The organism is Methanomicrobium mobile BP (assembly GCF_000711215.1).
Taxonomy (GTDB): Archaea; Halobacteriota; Methanomicrobia; order Methanomicrobiales; family Methanomicrobiaceae; genus Methanomicrobium; species Methanomicrobium mobile.
Map to the genome: position 1 here is coordinate 137611 of NZ_JOMF01000008.1, position 17948 is coordinate 155558.

General features: G+C 51.7%; 18 protein-coding genes. 6 read left to right on the forward strand and 12 right to left on the reverse strand.

Features of this window, described 5'->3' with window-relative positions; all coding sequences use genetic code 11:
- Positions 1–8 precede the first annotated feature (8 nt).
- The 3 genes from T502_RS07275 to T502_RS07285 form a co-directional block, all read right to left on the reverse strand.
- Positions 9–1157: an asparagine synthase C-terminal domain-containing protein gene (locus T502_RS07275; RefSeq protein WP_245597782.1), complete on the reverse strand. Its 1149-nt coding sequence runs from the start codon at positions 1155–1157 to the stop codon at positions 9–11.
- A gap of 86 nt (positions 1158–1243) precedes the next feature.
- A complete protein-coding gene (locus T502_RS07280) occupies positions 1244–3772 on the reverse strand; it encodes a DNA-directed DNA polymerase (RefSeq protein ID WP_084173135.1) in 2529 nt (842 codons plus the stop codon).
- Positions 3769–4656: a malate dehydrogenase gene (locus tag T502_RS07285; protein WP_042706520.1), complete on the reverse strand. Its 888-nt coding sequence runs from the start codon at positions 4654–4656 to the stop codon at positions 3769–3771. The genes T502_RS07280 and T502_RS07285 overlap by 4 nt, the downstream gene beginning before the upstream one ends.
- A gap of 204 nt (positions 4657–4860) precedes the next feature.
- On the opposite strand from T502_RS07285, the gene T502_RS07290 reads away from it, so the two are divergent.
- Together T502_RS07290 and T502_RS07295 are read left to right on the forward strand one after the other, a co-directional pair.
- Positions 4861–5790 carry a dihydroorotate dehydrogenase gene (locus tag T502_RS07290; protein ID WP_042706521.1) on the forward strand — a complete coding sequence of 310 codons (930 nt, stop codon included), beginning with the start codon at positions 4861–4863 and terminating at the stop codon, positions 5788–5790.
- Entirely contained in the window at positions 5780–6625 is an 846-nt protein-coding gene (locus T502_RS07295) for a dihydroorotate dehydrogenase electron transfer subunit (protein ID WP_052359242.1), read from the forward strand. Before T502_RS07290 ends, T502_RS07295 begins: the two co-directional genes overlap by 11 nt.
- Before the next feature lie 110 nt (positions 6626–6735).
- On the opposite strand, the gene rlmH is transcribed toward T502_RS07295, so the two are convergent.
- The 5 genes from rlmH to T502_RS07320 form a co-directional block, all read right to left on the reverse strand.
- Positions 6736–7218 carry a 23S rRNA (pseudouridine(1915)-N(3))-methyltransferase RlmH gene (gene rlmH / locus T502_RS07300; protein ID WP_042706522.1) on the reverse strand — a complete coding sequence of 161 codons (483 nt, stop codon included), beginning with the start codon at positions 7216–7218 and terminating at the stop codon, positions 6736–6738.
- A gap of 15 nt (positions 7219–7233) precedes the next feature.
- A complete protein-coding gene (gene mobA / locus T502_RS07305) occupies positions 7234–7833 on the reverse strand; it encodes a molybdenum cofactor guanylyltransferase (protein ID WP_042706523.1) in 600 nt (199 codons plus the stop codon).
- Between the two features lie 19 nt (positions 7834–7852).
- The gene (locus tag T502_RS07310) at positions 7853–8806 is read right to left on the reverse strand and encodes a ketopantoate reductase family protein (RefSeq protein ID WP_042706524.1); all 954 of its coding nucleotides are present in this window, start codon (positions 8804–8806) and stop codon (positions 7853–7855) included.
- A gap of 149 nt (positions 8807–8955) precedes the next feature.
- On the reverse strand, positions 8956–9462 hold the full coding sequence (locus T502_RS07315; RefSeq protein ID WP_042706525.1) for a methylated-DNA--[protein]-cysteine S-methyltransferase: 507 nt from the start codon (positions 9460–9462) through the stop codon (positions 8956–8958).
- Positions 9463–9477: 15 nt separating this feature from the next.
- Positions 9478–11478, reverse strand: a complete 2001-nt coding sequence (locus T502_RS07320) for an ATP-dependent DNA helicase (RefSeq protein WP_042706526.1) — start codon at positions 11476–11478, stop codon at positions 9478–9480.
- Between the two features lie 222 nt (positions 11479–11700).
- On the opposite strand from T502_RS07320, the gene T502_RS07325 reads away from it, so the two are divergent.
- Both T502_RS07325 and purB read left to right on the forward strand, forming a co-directional pair.
- Positions 11701–11931, forward strand: a complete 231-nt coding sequence (locus T502_RS07325) for a PspC domain-containing protein (RefSeq protein ID WP_042706565.1) — start codon at positions 11701–11703, stop codon at positions 11929–11931.
- Between the two features lie 161 nt (positions 11932–12092).
- Complete coding sequence (gene purB, locus T502_RS07330; RefSeq protein ID WP_042706527.1) at positions 12093–13430, forward strand: adenylosuccinate lyase; 1338 nt, start codon at positions 12093–12095, stop codon at positions 13428–13430.
- A gap of 69 nt (positions 13431–13499) precedes the next feature.
- Here purB and T502_RS07335 read toward each other — a convergent pair whose 3' ends face one another.
- Entirely contained in the window at positions 13500–14672 is a 1173-nt protein-coding gene (locus tag T502_RS07335; RefSeq protein ID WP_042706528.1) for a flavodoxin domain-containing protein, read from the reverse strand.
- A 104-nt stretch (positions 14673–14776) separates the two neighbouring features.
- Entirely contained in the window at positions 14777–15289 is a 513-nt protein-coding gene (locus T502_RS07340) for a flavodoxin domain-containing protein (RefSeq protein ID WP_042706529.1), read from the reverse strand.
- A 196-nt stretch (positions 15290–15485) separates the two neighbouring features.
- On the opposite strand from T502_RS07340, the gene T502_RS08660 reads away from it, so the two are divergent.
- Positions 15486–16265: a hypothetical protein gene (locus T502_RS08660; protein WP_157197492.1), complete on the forward strand. Its 780-nt coding sequence runs from the start codon at positions 15486–15488 to the stop codon at positions 16263–16265.
- Between the two features lie 15 nt (positions 16266–16280).
- Complete coding sequence (locus T502_RS07350; RefSeq protein ID WP_042706530.1) at positions 16281–16625, forward strand: hypothetical protein; 345 nt, start codon at positions 16281–16283, stop codon at positions 16623–16625.
- Positions 16626–16711: 86 nt separating this feature from the next.
- Here the strand turns inward: T502_RS07350 and T502_RS07355 are convergent, their stop codons facing one another.
- Both T502_RS07355 and T502_RS07360 read right to left on the reverse strand, forming a co-directional pair.
- Entirely contained in the window at positions 16712–17155 is a 444-nt protein-coding gene (locus T502_RS07355) for a hypothetical protein (protein WP_042706531.1), read from the reverse strand.
- Positions 17156–17276: 121 nt separating this feature from the next.
- On the reverse strand, positions 17277–17948 hold a 672-nt coding region (locus T502_RS07360; RefSeq protein WP_245597783.1), incomplete at its 5' end, for a DUF4013 domain-containing protein.

A 17948-nucleotide genomic window follows, 5' to 3' on the forward strand; every position in this document is an offset into this window, starting at 1 on the left:
CAAGAACCTCAAATTAAGTAATCTATATACCGTTGTACCGATTTTTTATAACCGTTTTCCCGTGCAAGTTTCTGTATTTCTTTCATGATGCCGCTACCGTACTGCATGGCTTTCTTGCCGTAAAATGCAAATTCATCATCCATATTATGAGATGCAACCGCGCGCAGAGGATATTTGGCAATACCCCCGCGGACCATTTCGGACGGGTCGATTGCACGTGAAGCGCGCAGAACGCGGCTGTCGAGATAGGGGCAGGATATGTAGACGCCGTTATCCGCGGCAACACTCTGATCGCGTCTTATCTGCATGTAAAGTCCGTCAAAGTCCTTTTTCAGAGTATCTGCAACCGCTTCCGCGGATTCGCATTCGCGATACCGTGCGTAACCTCCGAAGAGCTCGTCGGCACCCTGCCCCGCAACGACTCTTCCGTAACCGTTCTCGCCTGCCCATTTGGTTACAAAATACATTGTCGCGGCAATCGAGACCTCAACCGGCGTTTTTACGGGTATCACGGGAATGACTGCACGGAGTGCTTTTTTAACATCTTCACGCGGTATTTCAATAAAGTTTGCGTCTTGAAGTCCTATACTTTCCGCCGCTTCGCGGGCATGCATGAGGTCATGCGAACCCGCAAGTCCGACGGTGACGCAGGGGCGATCCGCAAGTTTCGCAAGCAGTGCGGAGTCGACGCCGCCGGAGAACGCGACAACGCTGTCTTTCCTGCGCAGTGCAACCGCGGCGGTTATCGCCTCTTCAAGACTCAAATCTTCATCCGCATGCACGGGATTAATCGTGCCGAGTTCGGCAACTGCGCCGCAATCACCCGAATCGGACGAATATCCGACGACACGCGCCGGCGGGACGATATCGCTCTGCATGAGACCCATGAGATCACGCGCACGGATATCGCCGCAGTGAACAAGGAACTCGCCGCCGCATTCGCAGATCTTCGTGAGCGCTTCGCGGTTTCCTTTGCCGGCGGCGACGAAGAGCGCTTTTATCTCTTCATCGGAGAGAATGACGCCGTCATGCTCCATCCAGCCGCGAATCGAGAAATCCGGGAAATCCGAGAGATCCGCCGGGGCAGAACCGTTGCGGGTTATACCGTTGCAGGTTATAACGTTGCAGGTGATTTCGTTGTGTGTGCCGTTTTGCATCTTTAACCGGTCCGTATCTTGGAATTTGTTTTGGAATTTGTTTTGGAATTTGTTTTGGAGATATTGTTAGAAATTGTTTCGGGATCTTACATTCCGAAATCGAAGAGTGTCGTTCTCGATGGATCGACGTCGTTCCAGGTCATGCCGATCGCCTCGATGATCCTCGATATGGGCTGTTTTATGCTCTTGTCAAGCATTGTCTCAAGGTCTATGACGAACTCGGGGGGCACCTGATCGGCATACTCGAAGTCGAGGACATCGGTCTGCGGGTATTTGCCGGTAACCGCCTTGATATAGACGCGTTTGGGTTTACTGCCGCGCTTGAAATCCGTACCCAGATTGGCGTTGGAATACAGAGCGCCGCGGACATGGGCGTCCTGATTGCCGTAGGCGGTAAGTTCTTTTCCGAGACCGCCCGGGATTCCGATGTCCTCAAGGCTGTAGCCGCCTTTGCGGTATGTTTTGATTACGCCGGAGAGATACTCCTTCAGTTCCTTCTTTCCGCTGCCCTTCAGGATCATCTCGATTACGGTGTGCTGTACCTCTTTAGTAATGTGCGGAGAGTCGCTTCGTTTTATCTCAAAGCCGGTGATGTCAATCTTCTCGACTTCCTGTCCCTCTTTCCAGACCAGAAGACCGCCGTAACGCTTCTTTTTGCCCGCCTGGAAGAAACGGCGGTAGATCTTCTCGAACTTAATCGAGAAGTAGTGGGAATCGGCGCCGAGTGTCTCCTTCGCAAATCCCGAATAGGACTCGTTGAGAACTTTCTCTATTGCCCGCGCTTTGCTTATCGTCTCCTCGAGAGTGAGTGTCGTGCCGTTCTCTGCAAGCTGAATCATACACGAATCGGTATCGCCGTAGATGACCGTGTATCCGAGTCCTTCGATGACACGCTTTGTATGGTCTATGATTGCGCGCCCGACCGAGGTGACCGCCGAACCTATCTCGCGGTCATAGAGCCTGAACCTTGCATAGCCGCTCACGCCGTAGTAGGTGTTCATGATGACCTTGAGGACATTCTGCTGAATATCGTAGAGTCCATACTCGTAGGAGCCGTATTCGAAGGTGTTTCTCAGCGCCTTCTTCTCGTCCCTCTCTTTCAGAAGGTCGCTTATAATACTCCTCGTAAGTCCGTCGGGTTCTTTCCTGAAGCGGATGCCGTTTGGAGCGCGGAGTTCTCCGTCGCGGCTCTTTGTCTCCGGCGACGCGTTGATGGTCATCATGCACATCGGATAGAGGGATTTCAGGTCGAGCACAACGACGTTCTCCTTTACGCCCAGAGACGGATCGAAGACGGTTGCGCCCTCGAACTCTTCGGCATCGGCAAAACCTTTCGACGGGAGGACATATCTGCCGAATGCCTTCTTCAGAACGAAGATATCGATTATATTTGACGAATTCAGCGTTCTGTCAAGGGGGCAGCCGACATATCGGGCAATCTCACGGTAGAACTCGATGATATTGTTCTTTCTGTTGATGCCGACGCAGAGTTCCACGTCCTTGATATTGTATTCTATGAGTTTTGCGGGGCTGCCGTGCCATAGGTCGCAGATCGTGCCCGTATATCTGACCTTGCCTTCGCCGAGTTCGTCTTCGCCGACGGCATCGAGTCTGTATGATTCCTTTCTCGAGCCCTGAATCTTCTTGTATGCCGTGAGGAGATCGAAGACCGATCTGCCGCGTGCGGGATTTCTTGCGCCTGCGCCCGGAAGTCGCGAGAGGGAATCTTCGGGGATCTTGAGCATCTCCATGCGCTTTAAGATATAGGGGATATCGAAGTCGACGAAGTTCCAGCCCGAGAGAACATCGGGGTCTTTCCCGGCGACGTATTCCGAGAGTCCCAGAAGGAGAAGGTATTCGCTTTGGAATATGCGTATTGTGCATCTTCCCGATGCGGCGCTGCCCGACTCCTCCAAAAACTTCTCGGTCTCACTTATCAGCGCGCTGCAATATTCCTCTTTTTTGGCGTCGGGATGCCAGTAAAAGACCGTGTAGTGGTCGTCAAAGGAGTCCCACGCCGTTATGCAGTTGATTCTTTCGCTTTCGGGGTTGGGGAAGCCGTTGCAGTCCTCGCACTCGATATCCATGAAGCAGATTCTTGCCGGCGCATTCACGGTGCAAGGCTCAATCTCGGAGAAATGCACGGGATTTTTTCCTTCGGGGACGCTGATGCCGCCCGTGATACCCGTGTCAATCATGAAGCGTGTCGCAAACGGAATATCGGCTTCAAAATGGTGATAATCTTCGCGAATCGTCTTTACGTCGCCGGGTTTCCGGGTGTAGATTCTTACGAGGTCTTCGCCGCGGATTGATTTGTAACTGTTTTCCGTATCGGCTTCACAGTCGCCCGGGATGTCTCTCGAGTCGAGATCGCGGCGCAGGACATAGAAATACGGTCGGAATCCCGTGACAACGATCTCGCTTGCCGCTTTCGATTCATCGCGCCCGAAGATATGAATTACCGTTCCTTCGGCAGTGTTTGAGTATTCGACCTGATTTACGGCAATGCGGAGTCTGCCGTCGGAGACCGAGGGACTGCCGTTATTGCCGCTACCGCTCTCATCGGGAACCGCAACTCCCGAATCTCCGAACGTCTCCAGACTGCTCTGTTTCATTCGGCCTTCCCGCACAGCTCCTTTAAATGCCGTGCAGCGTCCGCAAATTTCCCGCTCTCCCATTCATCCAGAGGGCGTTCGACAATCTCCTCAACGCCCGACCTGCCTATTCTTGCGGGCACGCATATCGAGAGGTCATGGAGTCCGTATTCGCCGTCGAGAACACAGGAGCATGGGATGACCTCTTTTCTGTCGCGGATTACCGCATCGATGAGATTCGAGATATGGTATGCCGGTCCGAAGACCGTTCCGCCCTTGCCTTGAATCACCGGCATGCTTGCGCCGCGCATCTGCGCCTGTATCTCGTCGCGCAAAGATGCGGGGAAGGCTTTGCCGTCGCCTCCGCCGATAATGCCGGAGAAGACCGGAACCTGAAACTCGCCGTGCTCGCCCAGAATCCATGCGCCGTCATGGGGAAGCCCGCGTTCCTTAAGGAATATCTTCATGCGTGCAAGGTCGAGCTGACCGCCGAAACCCAGGCATCTGCCCCGCGGCAGCCCGGATTCCCTGAAGATGAAGTAGTTCAGCGCGTCCATGGGATTTGTGACCGTAATGACCGTGCCGTCAAATCCCGAGCTCTTTATCCGCGAACAGAACTCGCGGACAACGGGCAGGTTCACGTTGAGGAGATCGGCACGTGTCTTTATCTGCGGCGTCCGCGCAAAACCTGCGGCGAAGAGCAGGATATCCGAATCACCCATTCCGCTTAAATCCGTAGATATATTCACGTCGATTCCCGTATGTATCAGATCAAGATATTGTGCGTTGAGAAATTGGGGGACAACATCGGCAATGACTATTTCGTCGACCAATCCGCGTACCGCCGCAAGATAGGCGACTTCTCCGCCGATTTTACCCATTCCGTATATTGTGAGGCGGCTCATAATAGTATTGAGTTTGTCATGATATGAAATATAATCGATACTATCGGAATCGATACTGTCGGAATCGGGACTTCGATATATCGGGACTGTCTATATGTCGATACTGTCGATAATATCAACACTGTCTTATCCGTCGTTACAAGCAGTTAGATAAGACAAAAAATACAATAGATAAGTATCGATAAGTATCGCAGGGTGCCTTTCATGGTCAGAATAGAAAAAACCGACAAAGTTACCGCAGGCGGCGTTGAACTGAGAAATCACATGATTCTTGCCGCAGGCATACTGGGAACAACGGGGGCTTCGTTAAACCGCATCTTGAATCTCGGCGCGGGCGGAGTGATTACCAAATCAATCGGCCCCGAACCCAAGACGGGTCATCACGGACCTACCGTATGCGTCCTCGACGGCGCCGTCATGAACGCCATGGGTCTTCCCAACCCCTCATCAAACTTCGTATCCGAACTTGACGCCATCGAAGATATCGGCTCAAAACCGGTTATTGCAAGTATATTCGGCGGAAACCCCGAGGATTTCTCAAAGGTAGCGTCATGGTTCGCGGGCAGGGTCCGCGGCTTTGAACTGAATGTCTCATGCCCGCATGCCGAAGGTTACGGGGCGCAGATAGGGTGCAATCCCGACCTTGTGTATGACTGCACGAAAGCGGCGGTAAAAGCCGCCGGCGGTCTCCCCGTATGGGTGAAGCTGACGCCGAACGTGACCGACATAACGGCATCGGCAAAATCCGCGGAGAGGGCGGGGGCTTCGGCGGTCGTCGCAATCAATACCGTAAAGGCGATGAGAATCTCGACCGAACTCAGAAGACCGATGCTCGGAAACGGCACAGGCGGTCTTTCCGGTCCCGCGGTCTTTCCGATTGCCGTCCGCTGTGTCTGGGACCTTTACGAAGCCGTAAAGATTCCGATTATCGGGTGCGGCGGGGTCATGACAGCCGATAACGTCGTCGAGATGATGATGGCGGGGGCATCCGCGGTTGAGATAGGAAGCGGTGTTCTGGGTCTCTCGGGAGTGAATATATTCAAAGATATTGCCGCGGAGCTCTACGCCGACGCGGGCGAAGGCAAGGATACCGTGAAAGCGGAGGATATTATAGGGTGCGCACATGAATACTGAAAGAAACGAGAAAAACGGCAGGAATAACGGCAGTCTGAAGGCGATTCCCTCCGAGATTGTAAGAATTACAAGGGTCATCGACGAGACGCCGTCCGTAAAGACCTTCGAATTCGATAAGGACTTTGAGTTTAAGGCGGGGCAGTTCTGCATGGTCTGGGTGCCGGGCGTAGACGAGATTCCGATGGGGCTTTCGGCGGCAAACGCGATTACGGTGCAGAAGGTCGGAGAAGCCACGGAGGCTCTCTTTAAGCTGAACGCCGGCGACAAAATCGGAATCAAAGCGCCGCTCGGCAACGGTTTTTCAATCGGAAACGGCGGTCGCGTGCTTGCGATTGCCGGCGGAGTCGGTGCCGCACCGCTTCGCCCTCTTGTTAGGAGCGGCAGGTGCACGACCTTCCTTCTCGGAAGCCGCACGGCATCGGAGATACTCTACGGGGACGAACTCGCGCAGGGAACGGACCTGCGGATTGCGACCGATGACGGCACGAAAGGTCATCACGGTTTTGTTACCGATCTCATGAAGGAGGTCGACCTCCTCTCGTATAACAGCATCTGCGTCTGCGGTCCCGAGATAATGATGCGCGGCGTTTTGAGACTTCTTAAGGAGAAGTCCGAAGATACAAATACGGATCTTGTCAGCCGCGGTCAGTTCTCGCTTGTCAGATACATGAAATGCGGCGTGGGCATCTGCGGATCATGCTGTCTGGATCCCGAGGGACTCAGAGTCTGCAGGGACGGACCCGTATTCGCGGGCGACATTGTTGAAAAGAGCAGAGAGTTCGGCACATACTCGAGGGACGCTTCGGGAAGCAGAACAATGCCAGGCGGACACTGAATTCTTTTTAAAAAGAGAATTCCTTTTTTTTTTGTTTTATTGATTTCAATCGGTTTTAATCGTTTTAATTGGCTTTACCCGGTTTTAATCATAATCTAAAACGGCACGTATCAGCGGTGATATTTGCCGCCGGCATTGATTGAACAGGCGCGGTATATCTGTTCGACAAGAAGGAATTTTGCAATCTGATGCGTAAAGGTCATTTTTGAGAGGCAGAGCCGATAATCCGCACGCTTTATCAGACTTTCGTGGACGCCCAGACTTCCGCCGATGACAAAGACCGTTCTTCTTCCGGTCAGTTCCTGCTCCTTCATCTTCGCGGCAAACGCCTCCGACGTCGGAGTTTCTCCTTTAAGGTCGAGGAGAACGACGTAGTCAGTCTCTTTTAAAAGTCCGAGGATTTTTGCGGCTTCGCGTTCCGTTATCTTCTCGGCAGCGGACTGCGGGATATTGTCGGGAATGCTCTCATCGGGGACCTCGGTAAACTCAAGACTGACAAAAGAGTTGAGACGTTTTGCATACTCGGCTATGCCGTCGGCAAGATATTTCTCCTTGATTCTGCCGACCGAGATTATGCGCATCTGCTTGGCCATGATACCCCGCCGCGGTTATCCGCGGTTGTTCAGCTTTTCCAGATCGTTCAGATTGTTGATATTCGTAAAAGTCTTCAGATCCGCGTCATACTGCCGCAGGTCGTTCACATTCACGAAGCACGAGTTGATACTGTCTATCATGTCGCGAAGAGAGAGCGACTTATGGGAGTGCATATACCTTTCGAGGGCATCGCGTTTGTAAACGGCATGAAGCGGCTCGATGAAACCTTCTTCCCAGCGGGGAATCACGGCATCGCAATTCCCGGATAACGAGAAGAGATATCGGATGACATCACCGTTGACAAAAGGCATGTCGCAGGCGACCGCAAAGATAATCTCGCCGCCGGCGGACTGAACACCGGCATGAAGACCGCCGACGGGACCGAGTCCTTTACGGATATCCGGGACGATCTTTGCCTCGAAACCGGCGCATATCTCCTCGAATCTGCGGCAGTGGATATCGTCGCGGGCGACGATTATTATCTCGTCGACAGCATCTTTGAGCGTGGAGAGCAGTCTCTCAAGGAAGGTCTCGCCGTCATATTCGAAGAGATACTTTTCGCGCCCTCCCGCACGTTTTGCCTCGCCGCCGGCAAGGATGATTCCCGTCTTCATTCTCTTATTCCCTATTCCGTCACGCCGTCCGCGTCTTTGTATCCGCGGTTACCTGCGAACCTTTGTTCTGATTCTCGCGGAATTTTATCAGCCGCACCACGACCTCGTTTACGGGCGCGGGTATGCCGTGCTTACCTGCAAGCTCCACAATACTGCCGTTTATGAAATCGATCTCGGTCCTCTTGCGTGCCGCCAGATCCTGATACATCGAGGAGTAATGCTCCTTTGTCGCCGGCAGCTGATGCGAGTGCAGATGCTTCAGGTATTCCTCCGGCGTTGCCCATTCGAGTCTTACGCCTTCCTTCGCGCAGACGGCAAAGGCTTCTTTTACGATATCCTCGATTATCGACCACGTGTTTGCATCGGCGAGTTCGCCGTATTTTATGCCGAGGATTGCACTGAGCGGGTTTAATGCGGCATTGTAAAGCGCCTTGCCCCAGATGCCGCCGGCGATGTTCGACTCCGATACCGTGTTCATTCCGGCTTTTGAAAAGATTTCGACGAGTTTTGCGGATGCGTCGCTGATGCCTTCGGGATATACGCCAATCTTTATAGGCGCGGCCTCGACGGATACGAGAACGGCGGCATCTTTTACCCATTCAAAGCCAGTAATTATCATGCCGCCGAGCACGGTGTCGGTATATTCCGATATTATCTCCTCGTTTCCGATGCCGTTCTGAAGGCTTACAACCGGCGTATCCTTCAGATATTCTTTAAACTGCTCGCATACGGCACGGGTGTCCGTCGATTTGGAGGTGATTATTATGTAGTCGTATCGTTCGCCTGCCGGCAACGACTCCGAACACGGAAAAACGACGGTCTCGTTGCCCCAGATTCCCGTCATTACAAATCCCGTATCGTTTATTATATCGGTGTGCCGCTTTCTTGTGACCGCATATACGTCGCAGACTTTTGAGAGTTTTGCGGCAACGCAAAGACCTACCGCACCGGCACCGAGAACTGCTATCTTCATATTTACCCGCAGATGTTTTTTTCTGTTTTTCTTTATTTGATCTCAAGTATGATATAATTCGCTCATTCGTTTACGGACCGAATTAAGCAGGATATGTTGATTTATGCCGCGGATAAAGGTGTACGTCCGGTCTTCGGTTCCGGCAGGGTTCAGTCTTCCGTTCGGTTTTTGTCCGGGTCTTCATCCGATGCCGCGTTTGCCGACCTGCTCTTCTTCCTCAGGACTTTTTTCTCAAGATTCAGGAGATCCTTCTTTATCGAGATGTCGGGGGAATATCCGCCCAGTCCCGTCTTTGAGACAACCCTGTGGCAGGGGATTATAAGCGGCGTCGGATTTCTGCGCATGGCAACACCGACTGTCCTGTGATGCGTGCCGCTCGCTTCCGCAATCTCCGAATAGGTCCTTACTTCGCCGTAGGGTATCTCGGAGACGGCTTTATAGATATCGTAAAAAGGATAGCCGCGGCTCAGCGCAATCGAGCCGTAAGGGTCGAAGGACTCCGCTTTTCCGGAGAGATAACGGCTTACCGCCTGCGGAACGGGGGAGTCGTCACCGCTCCTTGTAAACGAAATCCGATGGATTAAATGCGCCTCTTCGGACCACTCGACCCGCACCCGCCAGAGTCCGAACCTGCAGATTCCCGTGCTGATATCCATGATTATCGATATTATCTAAGATCTATTCATTGCCTCTTTGAACGAATCTATAGTGCATTCCACGCATTCATCCTGCATCCACTTCGGGAGACCGCGTTTTACGGATTCGTCGAGGTACCGGCTCTCAATAAGAAGGAGAACGCCCTTGTCATCCGGCGTCCTGATTACCCTTCCGAGCGCCTGCGTGGCTTTGTTTACCGCCGGCAGCGTATACGAGAGGAATTCGCCGTCTTTGCCGAACTTCATCCTGAAATAGTCATTGACCATCTTTCTTACATCGTTGAAGGGGGCAAGCGGAAGACCGACGACGATGGCGCCGGTGAGCAGATCTCCCCTGTAGTCCAGACCCTCGCTCCATTTTCCGCCGCAGACACCGAAGATTATGCCGCTTTTTCCCATTGACGGCAGCGACATGAAGGTTCTCAGGTCGTTCGTCGACGCCGACGAATCCTGCGACTCTATGAATATCTCTTTGCCTTTCAGAGTCTTCGGAAGCCGCTCCGTAAAGGTCTTGAGCATATCGTATGAGGGGAAGTATACCGCCAGATTGCCTTTCCGCATCGCAAACGTATTGATGTATTCGATTATTCTGTTGCTGTTTTCGATGTCGCGCCGCATGCTGAAGGCTGATGTGGCATCGCGGGCGCAGAAGAGTTTCCTGTTCTCCTTCGGAAAAGCGTTCGGAAGCGATATCGCCGCCGCGTCCATATCGCCGAAATAGATCTTCTTATAGGCGTCTACGGGCGAGAGGGTGCCGCTTATGAGCACTGCCGCGTGATGCGCCTTTGCAAGATCGATAAGCGTCTTTGAGGGATCTATGTTTCTGACCTCGAGCGAGATTTCTTCGCCGCTCTTTTTGTATATCGTGAGATAGGACTCGTCACCCGCGGATTTCAGGATGCGGACAAAGAACTCGGTGAGCTTTTCAACGGCGCTCTCCCTGAAATCGCCCTTCTCGAGTTTGGCTTCATGAATCGCCTCGTTTATGGTCAGAAGGTCTTCCACAATCTCCTCGGTCTTCTGATACAGCGTTCCGCTTAAGATATAACGCATGAAAATTGCCGGATCGAACCAGTCCTCCGCCTTCATGGAGCGTTTAAGGCTGACCATGAAGTTCAGAACCTGCGGAATAAGATTCTGAATAGCCTCGGTTCCGCTGACACTGCCGCGCAGGTGACCGAGTTCGCTCTGCGCAAGTTCGAGGGACTGCTCGTTTAAGGTCACCGTCTGGATGCTCTGGACGGTATCGCCGCAGTTGTGCGCCTCGTCTATGAGAAGGATGACGTTTTCGGGCTCGATGCCGATTGACTGATACATCTGTTCGCGGATATCTTCGTTGAAGAGATGGTGGAAGTTCATGAGGATAACGTCGGCATCGCGGGACGCCTGAAGCATCACTTCGTACGGGCAGATATCGCCGCAGAGCTCATGGATTTTGTCCGGCGGCACTATGCGTCTTGTTGTCTGTTCCGCCTTCGTCTTGAGGATATTCGACGGCATCATCTTCAGACCGTCGCCGGTCTCCGCGTAGATCTTCGATCTGATGAAATACTGACAGAGAAGCGGATGCTCATAGTCCTGCAGTTGTATCTGTTTTTTTATGACGGCATCGTTTGCGGGTATAAGCGAGCCTTTCTGGGCGCGTTCGCGCATGAGTGAGGTCGAGAAGGTCTTGAGTCCTTCGCACATGCGGTAGACGTCGCCTTCGCCGCCCATCATGCACATCTTTCTCTTGCCGACAAGATACGAGACCTTAAGCCGCGGTTGTTTCCTCTTGATAAGTTCAAGTTCGCGGATGAAGATATTGAGCTGGGCAACGGTTCTTACCGCGACTATAATCTTCCTGCCGTTTGCCTGAGCAAGAAGCGCGGAGAGCACGCTCGATTTTCCGCTGCCGGTTGGCGCATCGATAAGACAGGTCTGCTGTTTATTCACGCATTCCGCCGCAAAATCAAGCATCTCTTTCTGGTGCGGGCGGTATGTGTCATACGCAAACCAGTCTTCATAAGAATTCATTGTCAGTAATTATGTTGCCAATCCATCATGTAATAATACTATCCGTGCGCCGCAAAAGTGAAACGCGAACCCCGACCGGTCACGCAACCCGACTCTTCATGACTCTTCACGACTCTTCACGCAACCGTGACTGTTCAAACATATTGATATTGCAAAAGCACCATAGAAGAATAAAAGAATATTCACTGAATGTATTCCGTCAGGGAATTTTCGGAGACAGATATGGATAAACTATACCGCTCAAAAGATGACAGGATGATTGCGGGTGTCTGCGGAGGTCTCGGAAAAAACACGGACATTGACTCCAATCTCATCCGAATATTGTTTATTGTGCTTGCATTCTGCTCGGTAGGCATAATGGTTCTCATATATCTCTGCGCATGGATTCTGATACCCGAGGAGGGAGATGCCAAGAGCGAGGTCATTGATGCGGAATACAGGATAAAAGAGTGATTCGACAAAAGATCCGATTTTATTTTACGATTTTTCGGACTTTTTTCGAACTTTTTTCGTTTACGATCTTACGATCTTTTTCTTTGCATCTTATACTCTTATCCGATATGCCGCAACTCAATCCCAATAATTTTACAATCCTATGACCAATATGTAAGCATATGGCTATCCACCCAATAGACTACCGTTACGGAACTGCGGAGATGCGCGGGATCTGGGACGAGGAACACAGGTTCAGATCAATAGTTAAAGCCGAGATTGCGCTTGCAAAGGCAGAGGGCGACGTAGGTCTCATACCTAAAGAAGATGCCGACAATATCGCCGCAAAGGCAATGAATGCGACCCTTGAGAGGGCGAATCAGATTGAAGCGGAGATCAATCACGATATGATGGCGGTTGTCAAAGCCGTTACCGAGGTCACCGGCGAATCCGGACGCTGGATACACTACGGTGCGACCTCCAACGATATCCTCGATACCGCCACGGGTCTTCAGATGAGGGACAGCCTTGAGATAATCGAGAAGAAACTCAAAAAACTCCTGAGTATTCTCCTTCAGAAAGCGGAGGAGAACAAAAAACTCGTCTGCGCCGGCAGGACACACGGTCAGATCGGTGTGCCGACCACATACGGTCTGCGTTTTGCCATTTGGGCGGCGGAGGTTGCGAGACATATCGAGAGACTGAACGAACTTCGCCCGCGTGTTGCCGTGGGGCAGATGACCGGCGCTGTCGGAACGCAGGCGTCGATGGGTAAGGACGGTCATGCGGTAATGACGGCAATGATGAAGTATCTCGACTTAAACGCGGTCGATGTCTCGAATCAGCTGATTCAGCGCGACCGCCATGCCGAGTATGTCATGTTCCTCGCAAACATGGCGACCACTCTCGATAAGATCGGCGTCGAGATACGCATGATGCAGCGCTCCGAGATCGGCGAGATGGAAGAGGCTTTCGGCAAGAATCAGGTCGGCTCATCGACGATGCCGCACAAGCGCAACCCGATTAAGTCCGAGCAGGTCTGCGGTCTTGCAAGAATCGTGCGCTCCTTTGTCGAGCCCGCTCTCCTGAACAATACTCTCTGGGATGAGCGCGACCTCACGAACTCCTCCTGCGAGAGGGTTGTCTTCCCCGAGGCATCGATTCTTGCTGATCATATCCTTACCGTCATGATAAAAGTCCTCGAGGGCGTAAGGTTAAGACCGGAGAATATCAGAAGGAATCTCGATCTCCTACACGGCGTCAATATGGCGGAGTCCGTCATGATTGAGCTTACAAAGAGAGGCATGGAGAGGCAGAATGCTCACGAGATTGTGAGGGTCTCCTGTATGACGGCGATTGAGTCAAAGACATCGGTCGCCGAGATATTTGCCTCAAAGCCGCAGGTCTCGAAGTATCTTTCGAGAGAAGAGATAGATGCACTTCTGCTTCCGGACAACTACATAGGCACGGCGGAATGGCAGGTCGACAATCTGGTCAAAAAACTCTCAAAACTCGTATAAAAAAGATATTTGTATAAAATAGATATTCGATAAAATAGGATTTTTTTCTTTTTTTAACTCTTTTGCGTGTCAGTTTTTCGAATTCCTGTATTTGAGGCAGGCGTTCTTCATGTCGTCAGCCCATTCGCCTATGATTCTCCAGTCGCGGAAATCGCCGATTCTCTCCTTCTCGAAGAGCCTCTCGCGCATGGTCAGATCTTCGGCATCCACCCTGCCGGCAAACATTCCGATATCGACAACGTCGAGTATGCGCGTGAACGACTCCGCAATCTTTTTTGTGGCGATAACTTTCTCGTCGTCGATATCCTTGAGGGATTCGCCGACAATGAAGAGAGCCACGGGTCTTTTGGAGAGCCAGTGCCTGTGAAGTTTTGCGAATTCGATAACCTCGGGGGCGAGCCTGTTCTCTTTAAGCCCCGCACCCACAACGACGAAACTGTATTTTCTGACGTCCTCGACATCCTGAATCGATTTGACCTCGGTCTCTATGCCGCCGTCGACAAAGGAGTTCTTGACCGACCATGCAATCTCGGATGTGACTCCGTCCTTTACGGAGTATGTGATGAGGGCTATGCTTTTTGGCATGCAGTTGGTGCCGTCGGCGGTCTTTCGTCCCGCGGATCTTGCGCCGGCGGAAGAGATCGACGACGCGGATGATGCCGCAGCCGCTTTATCCGAAGCCCTGCGCGTGACCGATCTGTTTTCGGTCGCACCGGTCGCATCCGCCGTGCCTTTCGTACCTTTCGAGCCTTTCACGTCTTCCGCGGTCTCCTTCGCTCTCGGAGCCGTGTGCTTCTTCGGAGTAACCGTCTTCAAGGCAATCGCCGCAAGCTTCTCCCCGTCGCCCGCGGTTGCCCAGCCGTATGCGGCTATTCCGGAGAGAACAATAAGGTCGGCGATATAGGGGACAACTTTCGAGTCGAACGGCGTCTCGGAAGTGCCGTTGTGCCAGATCTCCAGATGCTCCTCCAGCGAAAGAACGGAACCGGCGGTGGATTCGGGCGCGATGACGGCAATCTTGATATCCAGAAGATATAATACCGCCTCGTTTACAAGACCCACGGATAATGCCGTCTCGGAGCCGTCCGAACTTATCACGAGAAGTTCGTCGGGGTTGTCATCCGAGGTATAATAGGAAAATTTCTCCTCTTCGCCTTTTTTGAAGACGGATCTCGGAGAGCTGAATTCAGTCCCCTGCGACTCCCGAATAAATGTCTGCACTTTTTCAAAATCCGGATCCATATCTGAATATCCCCTTTACACTACCTTTGTAATACTATAGGACAGTGCGAATAATAAAAAGAGTGATATGGTTTCAGGGGTCGCGTCGTGTTTCCCGGTATTTCTCAGAGAAGGTCACGGAAATACTTCGACTCAATCTCTTCGGTCCATTTTTCTATCTCTTTATAGTCCCTGAAATCCCCGAACGGCGGTTTTGCGAGGATTACCAGATCCCTGTCGGCGTCGATGAGCTCATCGCGAATGAGTCTGCCGGCAAAGAGCTTTATCTCTTTCGGAGTCACGTACTGGCAGATCTCATCCGTGGCAAAGAGGGCTTTTCGGGTCACGTGATCGGTAGGGTCGGAGAGCGTGATGCCCAATGAGAACAATACCACGGGTATTTTAGATAAAAAGACCCGTTTTCCCTCCATGAACTCTTTTGCCTCGGGAAGCCATTTGCCCATCTGAATTGCACTGCCGGCGACGATTCCGCCGTATTTCGTTATGTCATCAACGTCCTGAAAGTCCATGCAGTCGCATTCGTGACCGAGTTTTTCGAGTTTTTCCGCAATACGTTCCGCGACTTCGAGCGTCGAACCGTATCTGGTTGCGTATGCGACCAATATTTTTCCTGCCATTTTATCGATATTGAAGGGTTATACCGTATTATATTAATTATATGCGATTGTACTGCCGCATCACCGCGGCATCGCTGCGGCATCATCCGAGCATCATAACCGCATTCCCGCAGCCTTTATTTCAACAACTCTGACAAGTGTGATAGATATAAATTAACCGCAGACTCATAGTCTACATATGAATATGAGCGCTCACATGGACGGAATATCCCGCAGGACTTTTTTGATTCCGGCGGTAATACTGGCACTGTTCCTTACGGTACAGTCCGCAGGCGCCGCAGGTACGGTAACGACATATTCCGGCAACACCGTGGAACTTTCGGGAAGTGCGACAGGTTCGGATTATGTATATCTCTTCGTCATAGGTCCGAATCTGCCGTCGGGAGGGGTGTCGCTCGAGGATCTCTCCCAGCCGGCGATATCGGGAGATCCGTCTACCTTCCTGAGGCTGACCGTCAAGAACAACCGCTGGAGTTACAAGTGGCGCACGACGGAGAGCGGCAGGATCCTCGATAACGGCAATTACATCGTTTATATCGTGAATAAGCCGAAAAACAGGCACGATCTCTCGCAGGCGGAGTATTCCTATATCAATGTCAGAATCATGGCGCCTACTCTGACGGCATACACGGATACCGGCGATCCCGATAAGAATTCGGAGGTCACGATGTCGCTGAATCCCCAACCCGCAGCAAATACGGAGTCTCCGACCGTGATGCCGACACAGTCTGCCCCAATCACGACCGCACCCACGCCGGCGACGCCTGCGCCGACCGTATCGACCGCCGATGAGGTCTCCGCGGGCACTCAGACGCCGCATGCACCGCCGGCAACCGCTGATTCGGGCAACGGCGGTAACGGAGATTCATCCCTAATCATCATCGGCGCGATTGCGGCTGTGATCGTCGTTATCGCGGTTGCGGTCTATGCATACAACGAAAACGAGAAGAAAAAGAGAGACAGATACAGATTCTGAAAGAGACGACTAAACATGGCACGTGAACTATCCGAAAGGGATTTACAGATACTAAGGACGCTTGCGCCCGAGAACGAACAGGAGCTTTGTCCGTCGGCGAACGTAAAGTTCAAGTCCATCCTGCCGCCGCTGTGCAACCATATCGCCGAAAGCACGGAGGACTTCGATCGCCGTCTATCAAATCTCTCGCGCGAAGACTGGGAGTATCTCACACAGCTTATTGTCAGCGGCGAAGAGAGCATATGCTGCCTCTCCGAGGAGGCAAAAGATATTGTTATCAGGCATATCGCCGAATTTTCCGAGGATGATGCCGCCATGGTCGGGAGAATATTCGAACTCGAGGCATGCGGCATGATCTGAGCCGCTTTTAACGGAGATTTACCTGATTTATCTGTTTTACCGGATTTATCTGATATACCTGATTTGCCAATTTTACCCAAATTTATCTATACTTTGACGTATTTCAGATCAAAAGCCGCAACATCGATGCTCATATCGTAGCCGATTGCCTTCGGACTTACCGTTGTCGTGATAGTGCCTTTCTTGTCCGACATCGTGAACGGAAGTTTCAAGGCGCCGTTGCTCGCGGTATACTCGTTTTTCCCCGTCTTCTCCCATGAAAAATCAAATCCGGCTCTCTGCGTGCCAATGACGGGTGCCGCCAGTTCGAAGACGGCATTGCCGGTATTGTCGTCATAGAAGAAGATATTCGACTGAAGCGAAAAGACGTAAGCAAACGATGTCGTTCCCGCCCACTTGCCTACGACGGGATCCGCGGAACCGCCGCCCTGCGCTACCGAAACCGCAAGAAACGTAAGCAGTGAACCGCAGACGATTCCGATAACCATAACCGCGACAAGCAGCGCGGCATCATCTTTCTTTATCTCCATAATACCCTGTCATATTTCTCGTCTTTTTCGGTCAAAAATATTCCGAGATATTGAGCGATTGACGAAGAAGGGTGAAAGATACGGAAAAGCGAAAATAAAAAAATGTTGTGTGGTTGTTCACTCACTGTGCATTGTCGTAGATGTTGCATACGTACTTTGCATACCACATGGCGAACAGTGGCGAAAGTATAAGCAGAATAATCATACCGAGAATCGGAATGAGTCCGAGGACAGCCTGGATTATAGCGATTATGATGCCGTATACAAGAATCTGGATGAACAGTGAGAACCAGCCGATCTCCTTAATCTTTGAAAGGATGTCACCGAAGGCGAATGCAGCTCCGAAGCTCTCTTTACGTGCAAAGTTGACAATCGCAATTGTCTCGAACAGGCTGATAATGATAGCCACAATTATGAATATAATTAAGCCTATTGCAAATGTGCCCATACCTGCTGCAACTGCCGAGGGGTCTGACATAAGCATAAATACGCCCGGACCCATCGTTACCATTGCAATGATAATCAGGGGTATCGCATAGATGAAAGCGATGATACAGTAAAGTATACCGTCAATAAGCATCTTTACCCAGTTGTCTGCTTCAGGTGCGGGGCTTTCTCCACGCATGACTCTGAGCTGATATCCCAGAATCAGCGGGAATATTATACATGAGATAAGGAGCAGAATCCATCTGACCCAGTGTCCTACTAAACCGTCTTTTGCATAACCAAAAGAACTCGACAAATTAGAACCAATATTCATAGTTTCCTCCATCAGGACGTTAAAAATCCTTAA